General features: G+C 37.0%; 19 protein-coding genes. 3 read left to right on the top strand and 16 right to left on the bottom strand.

The window, feature by feature from the left end; translation table 11 throughout:
- Nucleotides 1-44: 44 nt before the first annotated feature.
- The 4 genes from aiiA to B5P42_RS30120 form a co-directional block, all read right to left on the bottom strand.
- The gene (gene aiiA, locus B5P42_RS30135; protein WP_113735953.1) at nt 45-797 is read right to left on the bottom strand and encodes a quorum-quenching N-acyl homoserine lactonase AiiA; all 753 of its coding nucleotides are present in this window, start codon (nt 795-797) and stop codon (nt 45-47) included.
- 422 nt (nt 798-1,219) lie between these two features.
- A complete protein-coding gene (locus B5P42_RS30130; RefSeq protein WP_113735952.1) occupies nt 1,220-2,098 on the bottom strand; it encodes a DUF4097 family beta strand repeat-containing protein in 879 nt (292 codons plus the stop codon).
- On the bottom strand, nt 2,088-2,651 hold the full coding sequence (locus B5P42_RS30125) for an HAAS signaling domain-containing protein (protein ID WP_113735951.1): 564 nt from the start codon (nt 2,649-2,651) through the stop codon (nt 2,088-2,090). The genes B5P42_RS30130 and B5P42_RS30125 overlap by 11 nt, the downstream gene beginning before the upstream one ends.
- Nucleotides 2,638-2,967, bottom strand: a complete 330-nt coding sequence (locus B5P42_RS30120) for a PadR family transcriptional regulator (RefSeq protein WP_002165328.1) — start codon at nt 2,965-2,967, stop codon at nt 2,638-2,640. Before B5P42_RS30120 ends, B5P42_RS30125 begins: the two co-directional genes overlap by 14 nt.
- 307 nt (nt 2,968-3,274) lie before the next feature.
- On the opposite strand from B5P42_RS30120, the gene B5P42_RS30115 reads away from it, so the two are divergent.
- Complete coding sequence (locus B5P42_RS30115; protein WP_113735950.1) at nt 3,275-4,294, top strand: zinc-binding alcohol dehydrogenase family protein; 1,020 nt, start codon at nt 3,275-3,277, stop codon at nt 4,292-4,294.
- A 48-nt stretch (nt 4,295-4,342) separates the two neighbouring features.
- Here B5P42_RS30115 and B5P42_RS30110 read toward each other — a convergent pair whose 3' ends face one another.
- The 10 genes from B5P42_RS30110 to B5P42_RS30065 form a co-directional block, all read right to left on the bottom strand.
- Nucleotides 4,343-5,734 carry an amino acid permease gene (locus B5P42_RS30110; RefSeq protein WP_113735949.1) on the bottom strand — a complete coding sequence of 464 codons (1,392 nt, stop codon included), beginning with the start codon at nt 5,732-5,734 and terminating at the stop codon, nt 4,343-4,345.
- A gap of 535 nt (nt 5,735-6,269) precedes the next feature.
- A complete protein-coding gene (locus tag B5P42_RS30105) occupies nt 6,270-6,818 on the bottom strand; it encodes a hypothetical protein (protein WP_113735948.1) in 549 nt (182 codons plus the stop codon).
- Between the two features lie 137 nt (nt 6,819-6,955).
- The gene (locus B5P42_RS30100; RefSeq protein WP_113735947.1) at nt 6,956-8,155 is read right to left on the bottom strand and encodes a multidrug effflux MFS transporter; all 1,200 of its coding nucleotides are present in this window, start codon (nt 8,153-8,155) and stop codon (nt 6,956-6,958) included.
- Nucleotides 8,156-8,512: 357 nt separating this feature from the next.
- On the bottom strand, nt 8,513-10,132 hold the full coding sequence (locus tag B5P42_RS30095) for an amidohydrolase (protein WP_113735946.1): 1,620 nt from the start codon (nt 10,130-10,132) through the stop codon (nt 8,513-8,515).
- A 107-nt stretch (nt 10,133-10,239) separates the two neighbouring features.
- Nucleotides 10,240-11,595, bottom strand: a complete 1,356-nt coding sequence (locus B5P42_RS30090; protein WP_181458849.1) for an aspartate aminotransferase family protein — start codon at nt 11,593-11,595, stop codon at nt 10,240-10,242.
- A gap of 30 nt (nt 11,596-11,625) precedes the next feature.
- Complete coding sequence (locus tag B5P42_RS30085) at nt 11,626-13,086, bottom strand: CoA-acylating methylmalonate-semialdehyde dehydrogenase (protein ID WP_060749118.1); 1,461 nt, start codon at nt 13,084-13,086, stop codon at nt 11,626-11,628.
- Between the two features lie 175 nt (nt 13,087-13,261).
- Nucleotides 13,262-13,543, bottom strand: coding sequence for a cupin domain-containing protein (locus B5P42_RS30080; protein ID WP_033729945.1), 282 nt, complete (start codon nt 13,541-13,543; stop codon nt 13,262-13,264).
- Between the two features lie 50 nt (nt 13,544-13,593).
- Nucleotides 13,594-15,012, bottom strand: a complete 1,419-nt coding sequence (locus tag B5P42_RS30075) for an MATE family efflux transporter (protein WP_113735944.1) — start codon at nt 15,010-15,012, stop codon at nt 13,594-13,596.
- A 45-nt stretch (nt 15,013-15,057) separates the two neighbouring features.
- On the bottom strand, nt 15,058-16,530 hold the full coding sequence (locus tag B5P42_RS30070) for an aldehyde dehydrogenase family protein (protein WP_113735943.1): 1,473 nt from the start codon (nt 16,528-16,530) through the stop codon (nt 15,058-15,060).
- Nucleotides 16,531-16,543: 13 nt separating this feature from the next.
- Nucleotides 16,544-17,830 carry an NAD(P)/FAD-dependent oxidoreductase gene (locus tag B5P42_RS30065; RefSeq protein WP_002033464.1) on the bottom strand — a complete coding sequence of 429 codons (1,287 nt, stop codon included), beginning with the start codon at nt 17,828-17,830 and terminating at the stop codon, nt 16,544-16,546.
- Nucleotides 17,831-18,017: 187 nt separating this feature from the next.
- Between B5P42_RS30065 and B5P42_RS30060 the strand changes: the two genes are divergently transcribed.
- Entirely contained in the window at nt 18,018-19,250 is a 1,233-nt protein-coding gene (locus tag B5P42_RS30060; protein WP_113735942.1) for a MerR family transcriptional regulator, read from the top strand.
- A 69-nt stretch (nt 19,251-19,319) separates the two neighbouring features.
- Here B5P42_RS30060 and bshB2 read toward each other — a convergent pair whose 3' ends face one another.
- Together bshB2 and B5P42_RS30050 are read right to left on the bottom strand one after the other, a co-directional pair.
- On the bottom strand, nt 19,320-19,982 hold the full coding sequence (bshB2, locus tag B5P42_RS30055; RefSeq protein WP_000439465.1) for a bacillithiol biosynthesis deacetylase BshB2: 663 nt from the start codon (nt 19,980-19,982) through the stop codon (nt 19,320-19,322).
- 15 nt (nt 19,983-19,997) lie between these two features.
- The gene (locus tag B5P42_RS30050; protein WP_000407039.1) at nt 19,998-20,348 is read right to left on the bottom strand and encodes a YojF family protein; all 351 of its coding nucleotides are present in this window, start codon (nt 20,346-20,348) and stop codon (nt 19,998-20,000) included.
- 416 nt (nt 20,349-20,764) lie between these two features.
- On the opposite strand from B5P42_RS30050, the gene B5P42_RS30045 reads away from it, so the two are divergent.
- The gene (locus B5P42_RS30045; protein ID WP_002014220.1) at nt 20,765-22,090 is read left to right on the top strand and encodes an ArsB/NhaD family transporter; all 1,326 of its coding nucleotides are present in this window, start codon (nt 20,765-20,767) and stop codon (nt 22,088-22,090) included.
- The last annotated feature ends 73 nt before the right edge of the window (nt 22,091-22,163 follow it).

The following is a 22,163-nucleotide window of genomic DNA, read 5'->3' as shown; positions in this document are numbered from 1 at the left end:
TAACTTTCGGGGGTCACTTCAACTAGGCCCATGACTTTTTCTATTTATATATATTCAGGGAACACTTTACAACTCTTTTCCTGCTCTATATCATGTCCAAAGAAAACAATTGGGTTCTCTTTCCTAACAACTTCTTTTAAACGTTTAATTGAAGATAAAGCTAATTCCGAATCAAATCCAGCGAACGGCACTTCATCTTCAAAATTTTCTTTCGTATACGATGCATCGATCGTTAATAACACTGGGCCAGAGTTCTCTGTCTCAATGAATAGTGACTGATGCCCCGGAGTATGTCCTGGTGTATACAATAATTGAACTCCTGGTACGACTTCATAATCCCCTTCAATGATTTTGTAGTTTAAATTTGGCAAGATACATTCTTTCATATATTCTTCACTATGTTGTGCCGCCTCGTATTCAGCACGCTGCACAATAATCGGTTTATTTATAAAAGCACCATTTCCTCCTGCATGATCAAAATGTAAGTGAGAACTAATAATATACAGAAGGTCTTCTGGCTCATATCCAACGCGTTTTAAAATATTTACGATTCTATCTTCTTCAGTCATTTTCGGTAAAATCTGCCCTTCAACAAATGTACCGTTAAAAAGACCTTCATTATTAATCGCACTTTCTGGCATACCTGTATCTACTAAAATAGGTCCTTCTTCAGTCTCCAAAAGATAACACCAAACCGGTAAGTCTAATAATTTCCCTGGTGTTAATGTACTGTTAACAGACGAATGATCCAACATACAACGACCTGCTGGGACGAAATAAAGCTTCTTTACTGTCATTATGTATCCACCTTTACAAATAATTTAAGATAAAACAATACTATATTTCGCTTATGAGAAATAAACTCCTTCTCACCTTTCATTATTTCAACTATTATCTTTTCAATTGTTCACAACTTTTCATTCCAAATCCAGTGATACTGGAAAGCCTATGCAGAAATCCAATCCTCCTTTAAGTATATAAGATAAAAGTATCACTTTTTCTTATAATAACACTTCCATTCTCTGAAAACAGAATATATTTTATATTTTCAGAGAATGAATTAAGTCGTCGAAACCAAGACGTTAAAACGAATTTTGGACATAAAATAACCGACTACCTACATGTTTTAAAAAAGGAGTCGGCTATTTTGCTTATTTATTATTGATTTGCATGCTCTTTATATGTGATGAGCGAAAATTCCCAAGATTAATATGCTACTTTAGTTTCCATGCTTTTTCACTGAAATACTTCCGTTATGTGTGTTTAATTTAATTTGATTTTCTCCCTTCCCAATAACTGCATTTCCATTATATTTATTCAGGATATTCGCTTTTCCATTGTCGACAGAGACATTAAATTGAACATTAGTTGGTTCTTTTTCAGTTTCAATATTAATCTTGCCATTGTGAGTCGTAAAATTGAGATTTCGATCAAGTTCATTTGTTTTAAGAGAAAGACTTCCGTTTTTAGATTGCCCTTCTAGTTCACCTTCAACATGATCTAGCATTATTCGTCCATTATTCGATTTCACATGAATATTTTGCGCCGTTATATCTTTAAAGTCCATACTTCCATTATTTGTTTCCGCATTAATTTTTTGCGAATTGATCTCTCTTAATTCAACACGCCCATTGCTTGTATTGATATCAAAATGCGTTGTATTTTGTTGTTTTGCAGAAACGTAACCATTGTTATTGGAAATTTTTAATGAATCATATTGTTTTTCAGGCAGATAGACATTTAATGTTAATGGGACCAATACTTCAGAAATGTTGAAGTTGAAGTTGAACCAACTCTGTTGTTTTTCTTTGTAAGAAATGAGAAGCGTTGAATCTTTTTCATCCGTAGCTAATGTTCTTTTTATGTTAGGATTAACTTCCCCATCTAATGTTACTTTCATATTACTTTCTGTTGTAGGATTGATGTTAACACGCACGTTATTCGTATCGATAATGACGCTTGACACATTATTATTGTTAATGACCTTTTCTTCTGAAATTGGTACTGTGGCAATTGAACGATAAGTGAATAGACTTCCTACAATCCCAATAATGAAAATAATACCTGCAATGATTGAAAGTTTCTTTTTATTTATCATGCTTAAAACCACCTTTTACTAGTGCTATATTGAACTTTAAATAACGAACAAATCCATTCTTTGCTAGCTTCGTTAAAGATAACATAGCGATTACAATGAAATATCCAAGTCCACAAAGTGCTAAAGAAACGAAAAGGTTAAAAAGTAAGAATGTATTTGGATGCACAATGGTATCAACAATAACAAGCAGTGGTGAACACAAAAATGAGATTCCTAGAGTCCACCCCGAAAAAATCAATGCGGCTACTGCAATTGCAGGTCCAAGCACGATTACTAAATTGAAAAATCCTAATCCAATTACTGCCCAAATTGCCCGAAAAACATTCCCTGTTGTTGCACTCGCTGTTACTTTCTCAATATGATAACCTGCTAATAACTCTTTGGCAATTTGAGCTGGCGAACCTAATGAAGCTGTAATTTCTTCTTCAGTTTTTCCTTCCTCTAATCCGAAAGTAAAATGTTCTTCATAATCTTTTAAAATATCTGCACGTTCTTTTTCAGATAATCTTTTTAGAGATACGTTTAATTGTTGTAAAAATTTATCTTTCGTCATTACGTACACCTTCTTTTATTAATTGATTGACACCTTGTGAGAACTCATTCCATTCCTCCAAAAGTTGGTACAAATACGTTCTACCTTTATCCGTCAGTTTATAATACTTCCTTGAAGGCCCTTCTGAAGACTCCTGTAAATACGTTGTAAAATATTCTTCTTTAGTTAATCTACGAAGTAGAGGATAAACAGACCCTTCTGATATTTCAATTTGATTGGAAATACTTCGAACTAATTCATACCCATAACGGTCTTGCTTATCAAGTAAGACAAGAACACAAAGTTCTAAAACTCCTTTTTTAAATTGTACATTCAATATTCATTCACCCTATTCTAATTGGCATCTACTACTATTTATTATTTAGTACTGTTTTATAATAAGTAACTACAAGTATAATATAACACTTGGTATTATTCATTGCAAGGTACACTGGAAAAATAAGTATATCTTTCATCCGACGCTTATAAAATCAAAACGATGGCTCCTCTCCATTTACAAAGTTCTAAATGAGGCTGAAACCAGCCTTTAACAAAATGGAAAGGACTCAACTTTTTTACATAATGACACTTTACCTACTATAATAAAAGAGAAAAAGACTCTTACTTTAATGGAGGGAATAAAAATGAAAGCAATTGGTTTACATGAATACTTACCTATTGAAGAAGAAAACAGTTTAATTGATATTGAAGTTGAAAGACCTGTTGCCACAGGAAGAGATATACTTGTAAAGATTAACGCTATTTCCGTTAATCCAGTTGATACAAAAGTTCGATCTCCGAAAGATAAAAAAGAAGATATAGCAAAAATACTTGGCTGGGATGCTAGCGGTGTTGTCGTGCAAACTGGCGATGGTTGTACGTTATTTAAAGAAGGCGATGAAGTGTTTTACGCTGGAAGCATTACAAGGCAAGGTACATACAGTGAATACCATTTAGTTGATGAAAGAATTGTTGGTAAAAAACCAAAAACGTTAAGTGATGCTGAATCTGCAGCACTTCCTTTAACAGCCATTACCGCATGGGAAGGTTTGTTTGAACGTTTAGGGATTGATTATAATAAGAAAGATGAAAATTCATTTAAAAACATTTTAATTATCGGCGGAGCTGGTGGTGTTGGCTCGATTGCTATTCAGTTAGCTAAATGGGCTGGACTAAACGTAATCGCAACCGCATCCCGCAACGAAACCATACACTGGGTTGAAAAATTCGGCGCCGATTATATAGTTAATCATCACCAACCTTTAAAAGATCAAATATTAGAATTTGGGCTAAAAGATGTAGATTATATCTTCTGCTTAAACAATACTGATCAACATTGGCACGCGATGGGTGACATCATTAAACCACAAGGGAAAATTTGCTCTATCGTAGAAAATGAACACCCTCTTGAGATGGGAATTTTAAAAAGTAAAAGTGCCACATTCGTTTGGGAGTTTATGTTTACAAAAGCGATGTATGAAACTGGTGATATGAGTACTCAGCACGAACTATTAAATAAAGTAAGCGAACTATTAGATGAAGGCATTTTAAAGACTACATTAAATGAAACATTCACACCAATTAACGCTGAAAACATAAAGAAAGCACATGCACAACTTGAAAGTGGGCGTACAATTGGAAAGATCGTTGTAGAGAAATTTTAATAATAAAAAGTCCGATTTCTAAACGGGAAATCGGACTTTTTACTATCTTTATTTACTTGAAATCTCTTGATCATTTGGAACATCTAACGGAGGTCGTTTCCCTATTCCGAAAGCATAGAAACTAATTGTTACGATAGCTAAGAAAACAATACCTACAATTAGTGAAATACGTGTATCATCGTTAAACCACATTCCGATTAATACCATAATTAAAAAGGCAATTGTTAAATAGTTTGTAACAGGAGCAAATGGCATTTTGAACGGATGGTCTTTCATCTCTGCTCCCTTTTCTTTTCTAAAACGAATTTGACTAATTAAAATGACAAACCATGGTACCATACCAGGAAGTACACTCGCACTATATACATATACGAATAAGTTTTTTGGTGCAATATAACTTAAAACAACACCAACCGCTAAACCGATAATTACACCAACTGTACCGAATAAAGGTACACCGTTATTAGAGATCTTCGTAAAGTATTTCGGTGCTTGTCCATTTACACCTAGTGTATAAAGCATACGTCCAGCACTATAAATACCACTGTTACAGCCAGACATTGCGGCTGTAATAACAACGAAGTTAATAAGTCCCGCAGCTGCCGTAATACCAACTTTCGCAAAAGTTGCTACGAACGGACTACCAATTGAACTTAATTGATCCCAAGGATAAACAGTTACAATAACGAAAATAGCACCAATATAGAAAATTAAAATACGCCAAATTGTACTTTGAATTGCTCTAGTAAGTGTCTTCTTCGGATCTTTCGCTTCACCAGCAGTAATCCCGATTAATTCCACACCTTGATACGCTCCAACTACAAGTGATAATGCAAAGAAGAATCCTGAAAAACCACCTGTAAAGAAACCGCCATTTACCCAGAGGTTAGATATGCCAATCGCTTCTCCGCCGTTACCAATTCCAAAGAAAATAAGTCCAAATCCCGCAATAATCATTAATAGAATCGTAACGATTTTGATCATCGCAAACCAAAATTCAAATTCACCAAATGACTTAACAGAAATTAAGTTGGCCGCACCAAGAATAACCATCGCGATAATACCAGGTATCCAAGCCGGTAAATCCGGGAACCAATATTTCATATACGCTCCAACTGCGATAATCTCTGACATCCCAACAATAACCCACTGGAACCAGTTACTCCACGCTGTCATATAACCAGCTAACGGATGAATATATTTGTGACCAAATGTCGCAAATGAACCTGTACTCGGCTCCATATACAACATTTCTCCCATGGCACGCATAATGAAGAAGATGAAAACACCTGCGATTGCATATGCAAGCATTACTGACGGACCTGTCCATTTAATCGTGCTGGCTGACCCCATAAACAAACCAACACCAATTGTTCCGCCTAAAGCAATCATTTGAATATGACGTGCTTCTAAACCTCGTTTCAATTCTTTGTTTGCCACTTCATTTCCCCCTCTTAGATGATTCATAGCCGCATTTAAAGTAAGATGGTGTACCCTAATTCCTGTTTGGCCCTGAAAATGATGAAACAAACGTCATCTTAGACTAACTTTAAAGCTATCCTAAAATCTCATTTTGCCTCTTATAAAATTTCCAAAACCCCTCATCTTCCTATTTTCTATAAAATTTAAAATTGCTCACTTCATATTAATTCATTTATCTGAAAAGTTCAATTATTTTTTCAGTAAATTATTATATATTAGTTTGATTAATTTTTAACTAAATTAACAATAAAATACATCTATTCAATATGATTCCGGTATAAATATTATTACAATATAAATAACCGAGGAGATCCTATCTACCTCGGTTTCATACTTTATATACTTCACTCTTTATAGTTTGTACTGTAATTGCTTACACATGCGATTAACGTATCACGCAGAAATTTAATATATTAGTAGAACTACAAAGTCACTAACTTCTACTTCTCTTAATTATCCCATTATCACAGCTGAAAATTCTCTTTCCCATCTCCTACTTTAAGAAAAATATAACCGCACTTAAAACAATCAACAATACACCGGAAAGAGGAAAACTCTTCTCCTCAGCTTTTATCTTTTCCTTAATAATACCTTTAATTTTTGTCTTTATATCCTCTGGGCATTTTCTAAATAAAATATTAGTTGTATGTAATGGTCTATTCAATATTCGAATTTTAACAGGAGATCCTGATAAATATATATTATTTTTATCCAATGTAAATTCTATGTTCGCTTCGGTTAACCCGTCTTTCACTAATATACTCACTCGGCTAGAAGGTAAATTAAACACTGTATAATCATTAAAAGCTAGCCCTCTAATCTCGAAATGTGAGTATATAAGAATAAAAGTTATCAGCAACAAACATAGTATCAATATGGTTTTTGTTAATGAAGGTTGCTCTAATACGTAGGAAGATGTTGTCATATAAGCACAAAAGAATGCCATTAAATTACAAAGATAGTGGTTTACAATGAAAGTTTTTCGTATAACTACTGTAAGTCCGGAAATAATTAGTAGAGCGCATGCTAAATTCATTAACATATTTTCACCCTCCCTAAAAACTATAACTATACAATTTTGTTTTATTTTAACATTAATTACATATTCATACCTATAGTTATTTTCATAAAATATAAAAGAGTCTCATTAAAAAATGAGACTCTTTTACAAGTTCATATTCAAATCATTTTTGAAGTTTGTTTACCTAAAATAAACACTTTAGTAAACACCATCATTATAACTACAATAACAAGAAAATAAAGTGGCATCACCATCAACGAGCCCGTATGCAGCTGACTCATTCCCCAAATTGTCATCGTTACAATTACATAGTAGCCTAAGCTAAACAATGCTCCCGCAGTACCAATGACATCTTGAAAATCTACTAATGCTAAACTTAAACAGTTAGGCAATGCTACCCCAATTCCTAATAGCAATATAAACATCGCTACTAAAAATCCAATCATATATATTATGTTTGGATTTGATCCAAATGAATTAATAACAGTTAAGAAGATAGCTCCCCCTGTCATTACAAGACAACCGATATATATAATTTTCTCTGGTTTATAAGTAGCAAGTAACCGCTTTGAAACTTTCGCCCCAATAATAGAAGCGGAAGCAACAACAATTCCTAGAAATCCGTACATACTAGGCGATAACTGAAAGTATTCAATAAAGATAAACGGCGCTTCTGCATAGTAGCTAAATAAAACACCATTCGCTCCTCCAATTAATAACCCATATGTTACTACTTTCGGATTTGTAATCAACCGTTTTAATACAGAAAATACATTTATTTTATCCGTTACTGATTCCGTTTTTGTTTCCGGAAGAGAAACAAACGTATATAACAAAATCCCATCACTCATAACAACTAAACTTAAAAATACTATTTTAAATCCAAACATTTGATCAAGAAAGCCCCCAATTAGTGGACCTATCGCTGGTGTAAAAGCAATGACTGCCGAAATTTGAGCAAACATAACATGACGTTTATGCCCCTCTACACTTTCACGAAGAATCGTTTGTGTCACAACTGAACCAGCACTTGCTCCAAATGCTTGAATAAAACGACTAAACAATAAAAATTCAATAGAATTTGCAATATAGCATAAGAAACTTCCAGCGCCATATACTACAATTCCAAATAACATTGCTGGGCGACGACCAATTATATCTGATAACCATCCAATAAAAAATACACCTAAAGCAAATCCAGCAAAATAAACACTAAGCGTTAACTGTACCTCATTATTACTTACGTGCAACGCCTTTGAAATATCCGGTAAAGACGGTGTGTAAATTGTTTCACTAATTTGTGGAAATGCCACCAGAATGATCATTAACCAAAGTGATGGTACTGAGACTTTTTTCACTTTTAATACCCCCCTATAACTTTGAAAATCTCAGAAATGAATAGACTTTCCTTAGCTATGGAACAGGAGGGGCCATTATAGAAATTCGATCATAAAACAACAAAGAAAACACCTCAATTACGCATGTTAATACTTATAGGAGGGTAATATTAACATTGATTTTAAAATATAGTCTTTCAATTATATGATAGGTTGTGTTCGTTTTCTAGTGTTCATAATCTGAATATTTGTTAGTAGACGAATACCCTTTCAATTCTCTTAGAAAATTAATACGATTTGAAAAGCGCAACTAAACAACTGAAACGCCCCTTCAATTGTTAAAATCATTCTCACAATTGAAGGGGCGTTTTTTTATTGCTACATTTTCACTGATTGTTCTTTTTGATAGATAATTTCACCATCAATAATTGTTGTTTCTACTTTTAAATCTTTAATTTGGTTTGGATTGACACTTAAAATGCTGTCATTTAATATAATTAAATCCGCCAGTTTTCCGACCTCTATGCTTCCTTTTATCTCTTCTTCAAAACTCGCATAAGCACCATTCCATGTGTATAGTTTAATAGCTTCCATTACGCTTATAGATTGATTAGCACCAACCTCTATTCCAGACTTAGTTTTTCTATTGACAGCAACATGAATTCCTAATAAAGGATTATAGTCAGTAACTGGTGCATCCGAACTACCTGCTGCAATGATGCCACGATCAATAAAATCACGAGCAGCGTACATGTGATTAACACGATCACCATAGTGCTCTACATATATCTCTCCAAATTCATATGGAAATGGAGGATTTGGAATAGGAATCATCTCGAGTTTTTTCATTCTCTCTTGTAAATCTGGTGAAGAAATTCCCGCATGCTCGATTCGATGACGGTGATTTTTTCTTGGTGATTCCTCTAGCGCCTTTTCTACACAATTTAAATACATTTCAATAGCTTTATCACCTTGTGCATGTACAGTGATTTGATAGCCTTTTTTATGTGCTTCACCTAAAACTTGATAGATTTCTTCCTCACTATAATAAAGAATACCATAATTGTTAGAGTCACTAGAATATGACTTACGAGTTGCAATTGTAGGACCCGTGCTGCTTCCATCTGTAAACAATTTAGCTGGTCCAACTTTAAATCTCTCATCTCCGGTACCAGTTACCACACCAGCTTCGACCATTTTATTAACAAATTCATGGGAGTTATTTATTTGACATATCATTGCATATATTCGGACACGAATATCCCTACTCTTCACAGCTCGTTGTAGTAAACGAAAACTCTCCGGTCCATCTCCACCTGCGTCATGTATACTTGTTATGCCAGCTGCAACGAAATGATCTGATGCAATTTTCACAGCCTTCATCATTTCACTTTCTGTATAACTTGCAACCTCGCTCATACTCATATTTGCTGCTTCAATTAACTTTCCTGTAAGCCTTCCTGCCTGATTCTTTTCAATAACTCCCCCACTCGTATCCGGTGTGTTCTCGTTAATTTGCGCAATTTCTAATGCTTTGCTATTCACCACGCTTATGTGGTGACAAGTACGGGTTATAATAATAGGATGTTCAACTGAAATTTCATCCAGCTCAGTAATTGTTGGATAACGCTTTTCCTCCACAGCGGTTTCATTAAAGCCCCAAGCACGTATCCATTCACCTTTTGGCGTTTCTAAGGCCTTCTTTTTCAGATCATCTAATAAAGCATCGATAGAATCAATATGTTCAGCTTTACAACTGACAGCCAACTGATTTAGTCCATGAGAAATGATGTGAAGATGGGAATCAATGAATCCAGGAAGAAGCGTTTTCCCTTGCAGGTCAATTACATCCGTGTTTTCTCCTATAAAACTCTTAACCTCCTGATTTGAGCCAACAACTACGATTTGATTATCTTTTATTGCTACAGCTTCGACTACTGCATTCTTTTGGTCTACTGTAATAACTTCTCCATTTATCAATACAACATCAGCTTTCATAAACTCAACCCTTTCGGAATTACTCTTTTCGAGTAATTCATTCAATATTTAAAGTTACATCTCCTAATAGGCTCATCCGCTTTTTAACAAGATTTATCAATAATTAATTAAAGTTGAGCTAAACATTCTTTCATTGTTTTAACGATAAAAGTAAAGTCTTCCTCTGTGATGCTTAATGGAGGAGCAAGCTGTAAAATATTATTGTAACCTGCAACAGTGTCACCATTTTTACCAATAATTAGACCTTTTTCTTTACAAGCATTGATGACTTTGTTCATCTTTTCAATGGAAGCCGGTTCTTTTGTTTGCTTATCTTCCACTAGTTCAATGCCTAAAAGAAGGCCCTTTCCGCGAACATCCCCTACGTTTGGATGCTCTTTTACATCCTCTAGCTCATATAACAGTCGTTCACCCAATTCTTTGGAACGTTCAATGAGTTTCTCGTTCTCCATAATTTCTAAATTCTTCAAAGCTAAAGCGCAAGCAGCAGGATTTCCTCCGAACGTATTTACATGGCGGAAGCGATCATAATCATCACTACCTACGAATGCCTCATAAACCTCTCGTCTAACTGCTGTTGCTGACAAAGGAAGATACGCACTTGTAATACCTTTTGCCATTGTTATGATATCTGGTTTGACGCCATAATTCATAAATCCAAACGGCTTCCCTGTTCGTCCAAATCCACATATAACTTCATCACAAATGAGCAACGCACCGTGCTTCTCGCAAATTTCTTTTACTTTTTCCATATATCCATCAGGAGGCATTAAAATTCCGCCCCCGGTAATAATTGGCTCCATAATCACACCGGCTACTGTTTGGCTTAACTCCCATGTCATGACACGATCGATTTCATTAGCACTTGCCAGTGTATGAACATCATCTGGATTTCGATACGTATCCGGCGGTGCTACATGCAGGAATCCTTGCCCAAGTGGTTCATATTTATACTTTCGCTGTGCTTGACCTGTTGCTGCAAGAGCCCCCATTGTGTTACCGTGGTAAGCACGATAGCGTGAAATAAACTTATAGCGTCCATGATCACCTTTTTGTTGATGATATTGACGAGCAATTTTAAATGCTGTTTCATTCGCTTCCGATCCACTGTTAGAAAAGAAAATGACGTATTCATCATCAAGCCATTCATTCAATTTTTCTGCTAATTTAATAGCAGGAACATGACTTTGAGTCAGAGGGAAATACGGCATTTCTTCAAGCTGTTCAAACGCCGCTCTTGCAAGCTCTTTTCGACCATACCCAACATTCACGCACCAAAGACCGGACATACCGTCTAAATAACGGTTTCCATCAATATCCGTCACCCATGCCCCTTCTGCTTTTGTGATAATTAAATTCGTTGGACTAGGGGCTGCTCCTCTCATCGCATGCCAAAGGTACTTTTCATCTGTTTTTTTCAAACTTTGTGTTTGCTCCGTCGCTTGCACAATCACCAGCTCCATTCTATCTTTTTATGGTTTTACATCACTCTTTCAATAACGAGCCGTAAGCATTTTCTTGCGAGTATAGAATTCTACGCCATCTTTTCCATTTGCATGGAGATCACCATAGAAAGATTTCTTATAACCTGAGAACGGGAAGAATGCCATTGGAGCAGGAACTCCAAGATTAACCCCAAGCATACCTGCATCAATTTCTTCACGGAATTCACGAATAGCTTTCGCGCTATTTGTGTACAGACATGCACCATTTGCGAATGGCGATGCATTAGCAACATGAATCGCTTCCATCAAGTCTTTTACGCGTACAATAGAAAGAACCGGTGCGAAAATTTCATCTTGCCAGATTTTCATTTCCTGTGTCACATTGTCAAAAATCGTTGGGCCAACAAAATAACCTTGGCTGTTTGCGACATCGTCTTCACGTCCGTCACGAATAAGTGTCGCTCCCTGCTCTACACCCGATTGAATGTATCCGAGTGTCCGCTCTTTATGTCCTTCACGAATAACGGGACCAAGGAAAACACCTTCTTCCAGACCATTCCCAATCGTAATTGCATTAGCCTCTTGAAGCAGTCTATTAACGAGCTCATCTGCAACGTCTTCTTCCACGACAACAACAGCCGCTGCCATGCATCGTTCACCAGCTGAACCGAAGGCAGCACTTGTAATTTCTTTCACTGTAGAACTAAGGTCCGCATCTTTTAATACGATCGAATGATTTTTTGCCCCTGCAAGAGCTTGTACACGTTTACCGTTAGCTGCTGCTGTTTTATATATATACTCAGCCACAGGTTGAGAACCAACGAAAGATACAGCTTTCACATCCTCATTGTCAAGAATGCCGTTAACGACGTCATGTGCACCATGCACAATATTTAGTACTCCATCTGGAAGACCTGCTTCTTTAAACAGTTCAGCTATGCGATTAGCCAATAGCGGTGTTCTTTCAGATGGTTTTAATACAAATGTATTCCCGCATGCAATCGCGAGTGGAAACATCCAGCATGGCACCATCATCGGAAAGTTAAATGGCGTTATTCCTGCGATTACTCCGATCGGGTAACGATACATCCCTGATTCAACACCAGTAGCAATATCGGGAAGTTGCTCTCCCATCATTAAAGTGGGTGCGCCTGCGGCAAATTCAACACATTCAATCCCCCGCTGCACTTCACCGTATGCTTCCTTATAACTTTTTCCGTTTTCCAAGGTTACGAGTTTAGCTAACTCTTCCCAGTTTTCAATCAATAGCTGTTGATAGCGAAATAGAATCCGAGCACGCCGAGGCACAGCGACCTTTCTCCATGTTTTGAATGCTTCTTTCGCAGTTGCTACAGCTCTATCTAAATCTTCTTTAGTCGAAAGAGGCACACGAGCAATAATCTCTCCTGTTGCTGGATTTGGTACATCTTCAACTTGCTTACTTGTGGATTCTATCCATTGTCCGCCAATATAATTTTTCAACGTTTGTACATTTTTCATTACTACCATGGTGAAGCCTCCTATTTTAAGATAACCGTCCTATGTTATCGCCCCTAAAAAGAAAGCGCATTCATTTGACGGTATGTAAACTTATTTACATACATTTCTTCAACATTATTAATCTTATTCATTGAATACGCAGGAGCAGTCATCTGCTTAGCATTTGTCCACTCCCCAGTTCACATTATTTCAGATGGATCTCATGGTTCATCTTATAATTCTTTTTCAAAAATACTGGGCAATCCCATTCACAAACAAGGTCCTTAGCCAAGGAAACGATCCAGTCCTTTGTAATATGATACTTTTCCCCATCAACAGTAATAAACACTTCACCATCTGTCACATAGAAAACTTCCTGCTCTTCTACATGCCACGTTCCTTTATTCGGTTCGCCTACCCATGGTTCCCATGCGTTGGCACCTAGTTGCTCTGCTTCTTCAGCTGTAAGTTTTTTCGCAAAAAACATGACAATCCTCTCTCTTTCTCTTTCTTATTGGTAATTTTGAAGGAATAAGTCTATAAATCTACTGTCTTAACATTTGTATTTTTTAAACGTTTAAACTCTTTTTTCATAAAGTATATGGCAATGAGAACACCTGGAATTTCTGCAGCAGGAGCAGCGTACCATACACCTTCTACACCCCAGTATTTCGGGAAAATAAATAGAAACGGTAACATGAACAACAATATTTTGCTTACACTAATAAACGTTGCGGACCAGTTTCTCTCTTGTGATTCGAAATAACCAGAGATAAGCAGGCTAACTGCACTAAGCGTAAACAAACAATTGAATATAACTGTCGTCCAAATGCCAAGTTTCTGCAATTCAGGATTACCACCGGAAAAAAATGACACAATTGGATCTGCAAAAATGACTAGTATGGCTGTCACGATCACAAAGAAGGAAACTGTAAAAATGAGTCCCATCTTAATTGCTTGTTTCACACGATCAAGGTTGCCCGCACCGTAATTATAACTAATAATCGGTTGAAGTCCTGTCATCCCACCGAGCGCTGCTAAGGCGAGGAGATTTGTAATGTAACCGTTTTGAATCGTGAAAGCTGCAACGTGCAGACCACCACCGTAGCTTTGCAGTAAGTTGTTGGTGAAAATAATTGCAATAAACATCATGAACTGACTCGAGAAAGATGCAAAGCCCGTCCAAACCACTTCACCAATCTTCTTGAGATTAATCATCATATCTTTCATTTTTGGCTTAAGTTTTGTTTTACCAAACCAGAAATAAAAGATTAGGAGAACAGGAATCGATTGTGAAATCGTATTAGCCCATGAAGAACCCATCATCCCCATGTCATACTTCACTACCATAATCCATTCCATAGTCCCAGCAACAACCGCTGCGACTAACCAACTGTTCATTGATAATATAGGCTTTTCATCAATATTAGCTAAAATACTTAATACAACGGCCAATATCGTTAATGGCAACGAAATCCATAGCAGTCGGCTATATTGCACCGCATACGGAAGTGCTTCATCACTTGCTCCGAATAAAATCATAATATCATTTTCAAAGACCAACCCAAGTATAGCTAACAAAGAAGACAGGAAAAGAGTAAACCATAAAGTTTGTCCCATAATACTTCTAGCTTCTTCGATTTTCCCTTTCCCCAGTCGAAGTGAAATGACCGCTCCGGCTCCCACACCTAAAAGAACACCAATCATACGGGTAATAACCATGACCGTAAATCCAATTCCGATCCCTTCGACTTCCAGCTCCTGAAAGCCACTGACGAAATAGCCATCAACAACCGATACAACTCCTAAAATTACGTTAGCCATAATTCCCGCCAAAGCAAACCGTAAATATAGTAACGGAATACTTTTGGTTCCTAGCACTGAATCATCCACCGGCTTATTCATTACTTCTGGTTGCTCTATTTTTGATGACGGACCGTTGTCCACTATTTTCATGAGCATATCCCCTTACAAATAATTTATATAGCACGTTTTGCTCAATTAATTCGCATACCACCCTACCGGATTTGCATGCTGGTGGATATTGATTTGCTTCGTTTCCATAAAGTGCTCCAGTCCAACAGTACCTAACGCTCTGCCGATGCCACTTTGCTTATACCCTCCCCAAGGGCCTTCAACATAAGCGAGATGATAACTATTAATCCAAGTAATTCCCGCACGTAATTTACTAATGACACGTTTTGCTCGGTCCATATCTTCAGTAAATACAGCACCGGCTAATCCATAAATGGAATCATTCGCTTTTTGGATGGCATCTTCCTCATCTTTAAATTTCTGTACAACAAGAACTGGACCAAAAATCTCTTCCTTCACAATACACATATTCTCATTTACATCAGCAAAGATTGTTGGTGCAATGAAAAACCCTCGACCAAGCCCATTTTCTGTTAAGCGCTTACCACCACAAACTAATTTTGCACCTTCTTCGATTCCTCTCTGAATATAATGTAAAACTTCATTCATATGAGACTCGTTTGTGAGAGCTCCCATTTCAATATTCTCACTTTCCCCGTTGCCAACTACAATTTTGTTCGCACGCTCGGCCAATCTTTCAACAAACCTATCATAAATAGTCTCTTGTACAAGTAAACGAGATGCAGCTGAACAAACTTGCCCAGCATTGTGGAAAATACCAAACATCGCATTATCGACTGCGGTTTCAAAATCCACATCTTCGAACACAATAAGTGGAGATTTACCACCTAGTTCAAGTGTGATTTTTTTCATATTTCCTGCAGCTGCGCGCATAATACTTTGACCTGTTTTTGTTCCACCAGTAAAGGCAATTTTGTCGACATCATGGCTCTCTGCAAGCTCATTCCCAACCTTTGAACCAGGTCCCAATACTAAGTTTGCTACTCCATCCGGAAGTCCAACCTCTTCGATAATTTCAAATAATTTGAATACGCTTACAGGAGTGACGTCAGCAGGCTTAATTACAATTGTATTCCCTGCGGCAAGTGCAGGAGCAATTTGCCAAACAGCTAACATAAGCGGGAAATTCCAAGGTACAATAAGTCCACAAACACCAATCGGTTCATGAATAATAATCGTTTCTGAAGCATCATCACGAGTGTAAGATTCCTTTTTCATACCTTTAATCAAGTCAGCATAATAGCGGAAGCATTGAATCGATACAGGAATATCTACATAGGTTGTTGCACGGATAACCTTACCGTTATTTGCAGTTTCCAAACGGGCAATTTCAGCTGTATTCTCTTCAAGACGGTCTGCAATCTTATATAGATAGTCAGCTCTTTCATCAGCCGATAAATTCGACCAGATCCCGCTATCAAACGCTTTACGAGCCGCCTTAATTGCTATCTTCGCATCATCTGCTGATCCATGAGCAGACGTTGCGATAACCGCTCCGGTTGCAGGATTGATAATGTTTCGTCTAGCACCCGATAATGCTTCTACCCATTTCCCGTCAATGAACATGTTAATTTTCATAAACACCTCTCCTTTACGCGATAATATCTACCAGTTTGAAACCAATATGTGCTATATTGACCAGCATCGTTTTCTGATTATAGAATGGGAATGATTTGAGGCGTTCTTTTTCAAATCGATATCCACCTGCACTCCCCGTAACGATCCATTGTGCCAATAACTTACCAAACAATGTCGAGAGAGACGCGCCATGCCCCGTATAACCCGTTGCAAAATATGCGCCTTCTTTGGATCTACCGATAACGGGGAACGTATCAATTGTAACCCCGATAAATCCACCCCACCTGTAATCAATCTTGCTTCCTTCTAGTTTTGGCATTATTTTAACCATGGCATCGTAAACATTTTGATAAACAGCATCACCTAAGTTTGGACGAATATCGCCACCGCCAAATATGATCCGATTATCTGGTGTACGCCTGAAATAGTAAAGGAAACTGCTTGTATCAAAAACCATGCGATCTTTAGGAATGACGCTATTCACCAATGATTCTGGAAGCTGTTCAGTACCAATAATACGTGCCGAAATTGGCAGTACGCCTTTATTCAATTCAGCCATAATTTTTCCGGAGTAACCATCTGTAGCCACAATAATGTCTTTCGCTGTAACAGTACCTTTTTCTGTAATAACTTTCACACTATTTCGGCCGTACTCAATAGATAGTGCTTTCGAATGCTCAAAGATTTTTGCACCGATCGATTTAGCTGCTTCTCCCAAACCAATTGCATAGTTCAGTGGTTGGAATGAGTAACTCGAGTCGTCGACTAAGCAACCATAATATTGCGGGGAATCAATTTCTTGATGCAACTGACTTCGATTAAGCACGCTACATTCATATCCAAAATTTTTGTTTAAGTATTCACTTTCAAGTTTCAACCCTTCAAAATGCTTGGCTTTGTAAGCCGCCACAATGTGACCTGTCTTTCTGAAGTTACAGTTGATTTGATGCTCGTCAATAATGTTTTTAACTAATTCAACACTAAGCAGAGAAAGATCGTTAAGCTGCCTCGCCTCTTCGGCACCATACTTCTTGGCAAGCTCCTGCATCGTTGACTTATAGCCTGGCAATACCATCCCGCCGTTGCGACCGCTTGCGCCATATCCGATTGTTTCCTGCTCAAGGACAATGACACTCTTCCCTAACTTTTGCAAATGATATGCAGAAGAAAGACCTGTGAAACCTGCGCCAATAATGACAACATCCGCCTCTTCATTTCCTTCAAGAGGTTTTCCTTTGTCATATCTGTTTGCAGTCGCTGTCCATAGTGAGAGTGTATCCATATGATCCATCTTATCCATAGCTAATCCTTCTCCTTTCGTGACATGTATGTTACAATACAGTCAAAAATATTCTTAATATTCAAAATTATTAAGTTAATAATATGACTTGGAGTTCCCTCCAAGTCAATAGCCATTTGAGAGTTTTTTGAATTCATTTTGTGAAAAAAGTGGAGTAACTCCACTTTTTTTATCAGGGGGTACATCTATGAAAATCGGTACATTTGCGAAGCTTTTTCATGTTAAGACTGATACCGTTCGTTATTACATTGAACTAGGATTATTAATACCAGACAAAAAAAACACTCAGTATCAAATGAACCAATTGTGTTTCGACGACATGTCTTTTATTACTGAGCTGAAAAAATTTCATTTTTCATTGATAGAAATCCAACGAATTTTATCATATCGGCGTGTCACAAACTTCTCGGACCATGAGGATATCGACTACTACAACAACTCGCTCATTGATAAAAAGGACGAGCTAACCAAGAAAAAAGAAGACATATCAAAAGCTATCCAATTGATTGAAAAAGCGGTTCAAACTAGCTCGCCTTCATCCAAAGAAGAAAGTATTACAGGAATCCCGCTTGACTTTGTAAATTTTCTCTATTGTCCGAAATGCCGCATTCCACTTGAAATGAAAGATGTAACGATTAAAAAAGTCTACATTCACACGGGGAGTTTAACTTGTAGCTGTGGATACGAAGCAGCTATCGAGGAGGGTATTATCATTACCGCGAACTTGTATGAGACGTCTCCTTATCCATCTTATTTTTACGATAAAGAAACGATTAAAGAGATCAATCCCAAAATGATTAACTTATTTGAAAAAAGTAATTTTCGATTTCAAAAAGTTCTACAAAATATAGATTTGAAAAACAAATTAATTGTGGAAACAAACGTTGATGCTTTTGTATCACTACCCAAATATATCGATGTTCTTGAACCAAGCGCAAACTATGTATTCAGTGGCTATTCGCTTGCAATGCTCAAGAAGGTGAGAAATAGAATTGAGCGTATGAATCCGAAGCCACGCGTCCTTTATATTTTGAATTCCGATTTAAATCTACCATTGAAACCGCTTAGCATCGATGTTTTTGTGGATAGTTTTACAATAACTGATTTTTCACTGCTCAACCCAGAGTTCCCAAGTCATGTTCTAAAAAACTATTTACATAACAGTTCAACAATTGTCGGTGGATACTCGTATTATGATAACTCGGCCAAATCCTTGAAAAATATTTCAGCCTTATATCCAAATTCCCATGAGCATATTTTACATCCAAAATACTTAGAAGAAAATTTATCAGTTAACGGATTTCAAATCATGCAAAATGAAAATATCGGTTACTGTACAGATCCAGGACCTTATTTCGATTATCATGTAAGAGACGAAAAATTCCATATGCTCATGTATTTGGCTAATACGAAACAATAGCACAAAAAGCGCCATCACAAGTGACGGCGCTTTTTCTATGTAAGAGCTACTAGAAGGTACCCTTCTAGCCTACTCCCATTTATAAGTCCAAAACTGTTCAAGTTGCAGCCATTTTAATGTTGCTGCGTCTTTGTTTTTTATTTTTGCATGCGTTTCTTCTAGCATCGCTTCCGTTTGTGAACGATGCGCGCCTAGTGCAGCTAATTTATGTTCAAATACTTCACTAATATTATTTACAACATCCGGTTCACCGAGTACTGCTTCGCGATTTCTCGTAATCGCAACCGCATGAATGGCTGGACGTTCTTCTTTTGGCATACGTGATACAGCGCGAACTACAGCGCGGCCAAATGCATCATGATCCGGATGTACGCCGTGTTCTGGATAAAATGTAATAATTCGAGATGGATTTACTTCTTGAATAATCGCTTCGATTTTATCGGCAACAAAATCAACATCTTCAAATTCTAACGTTTTATCATGGAAACCGAGCATTCTTAAATCTTGAATCCCCATCGCTTCACATGCATCTTTTAATTCTTTTTCACGTATATTTGGAATCGTTTCACGGTTAGCAAATACGTTTTTCCCCATGTTACGTCCCATTTGTCCAAGAGTACCACATGCGTACGTTACAGGTACTCCTTGATCTGTTAATAAGCGAATTGTTCCTCCCGCAGCAAATGCTTCATCATCTGGATGCGGAAATACAACAAGTACATGTCTCTCCATAAGTTTCCCTCCTTCTTACTTAAATGGCGTTAAGCTTAGCTCAAGCGCTACCGCTAAGCGGCCTTGGTTATCATGCCCTGCTAGTAATAAACGCTCTTTATCGTCTACTTCCCAGTGCGTAATGCCTTCTGCATATACCCAGCCATGATCCATTTTCAAACCAACTCGGTATGGGTTTGTTCCAGTTATTTTCCCACGCTCAAAGCGAATAATTGCATTTCGAATGAATGCTCCTACTGTCATCATCTTTTCATTAAAGTGTGACGCATACGCTCCATTCGTCGTTTCTAAATGAATATATACATCTTTATTTACAAAACGTTCAATTTCATTTTGAATAAGAGAACTATCTTTTACTATTTCCATCGGAATTCACCTCTTTAAACCATTTTACGCAAAAATAATGTAAATTGCTATCTCTATATTAGAGGACAACGCCCACTTTTCCTAATAATTTGCACTGTGTTTTTTATATTTTTTATCCCGCATTAACGGATAGTAAGATTCCCACCCCAAAATCCAGCGAACACACGTCAGCTAGGTGGGAAATCAACTATCCGTAAATGCCCGATTGGTGAAGACTAATAATCAGTGGGGGATGAACAAAAACCCCCACTGATTAAAGTTTCACTTTATATGATATGTAAAAATCACATTTTTTCCTTCACATTGTTAAATAGTTTTCTTTCTTTTTTGAATTTGCTACAATATATTTTATCCCGTATTAATACAGCGAGATACATTTCGACAATTGAATACATACTTTAAAGAAGGTGACATGATTGGAACAATCAGCACATGAAGTAGCAAATTGGCAATATTATTTTACAATTGCCGTATTTTTAGTCACGTACGGTTTTATTATTTCTGAGAAATTGAATCGTGCTGTAATCGCACTATTCGGTGCTGCTATTATGATTATTTTTGGAATTGTAGATTTACATACTGCTTTCACATCGCATATTCAATGGGAAACGATTACCCTTTTAATTGGGATGATGATTCTCGTACATATTACGAGTCAATCAGGCGTATTTGAATTTGTAGCCATAAAAGCAGCAAAAGCAGCTGGCGGAAAACCAATCCGCATTTTATTATTACTATCCCTATTAACTGCTGTCGGTTCTGCATTTTTGGACAACGTAACAACCGTATTATTAATCGTACCTGTTACACTATCCATTACACGTATTTTAAAAGTAAATCCTGTTCCTTATTTAATTTCAGAAGTACTATTTTCAAATATAGGCGGAACAGCAACATTAATTGGTGACCCGCCGAACATTATGATTGGATCAGCTAATAAGCATTTAGACTTTAATGCCTTTTTACTAAACTTAGCTCCAATCGTAATCATTATTTCTATCGTTACACTTGGCATTATTTACTTCATGTATCGCAACAAACTAAAAACAACGCCTGAGCAAATCGAAAAGCTAATGGCATTAAATGAAAAAGATTATATTAAAGATCAGAGCCTCCTTTTAAAATCCATTACGATTTTAGGACTAACTATTTTAGGCTTTGTACTTCATTCTATTATTCATGTAGACGCTGCCGTTATTGCGATGACAGGTGCTACACTTCTTATGTTAATCGGTGTGAAAGAACATGATATTGAAGATGTATTTGCCCACGTTGAATGGGTAACAATTTTCTTCTTCGCTGGACTATTCGTTCTCGTTGGCGGATTAATTGATATCGGACTTATTTCTTCACTCGCAAAAGAAGTACTCGACGTAACAAATGGCGATATCGGTTTCGCTGCTATACTTATCTTATGGGTATCTGGCATCGCATCTGCGACAATTGATAACATCCCATTTGTCGCAACGATGATTCCACTTATTCAAGATTTAGCTACAGGACTCGGACTATCTGTCGATTCTCCGCAAATTGAAGTACTATGGTGGGCGTTATCACTTGGAGCTTGCCTAGGAGGCAACGGAACATTAATTGGAGCATCAGCAAACGTAGTCGTTGCTGGTATTGCAAAACGTGAAGGACATGGGTTCTCTTATATGGACTTCTTAAAAATCGGTTTCCCCTTAACGATCATTGCGCTATTGTTATCACATGCTTACATTTATTTACGTTATTTAATGTAGAAGTTGTATTGCATGAAATTATGTCGTCAAATAAAAAAGGTTTGCAGCACTATAAAATGTACCCTATAGAATA

Source organism: Bacillus sp. SRB_331 (genome assembly GCF_003264175.1).
In the GTDB taxonomy this organism is placed as follows: domain Bacteria; phylum Bacillota; class Bacilli; order Bacillales; family Bacillaceae_G; genus Bacillus_A; species Bacillus_A mycoides.
This window is presented reverse-complemented; position numbering and strand designations above follow the sequence as displayed.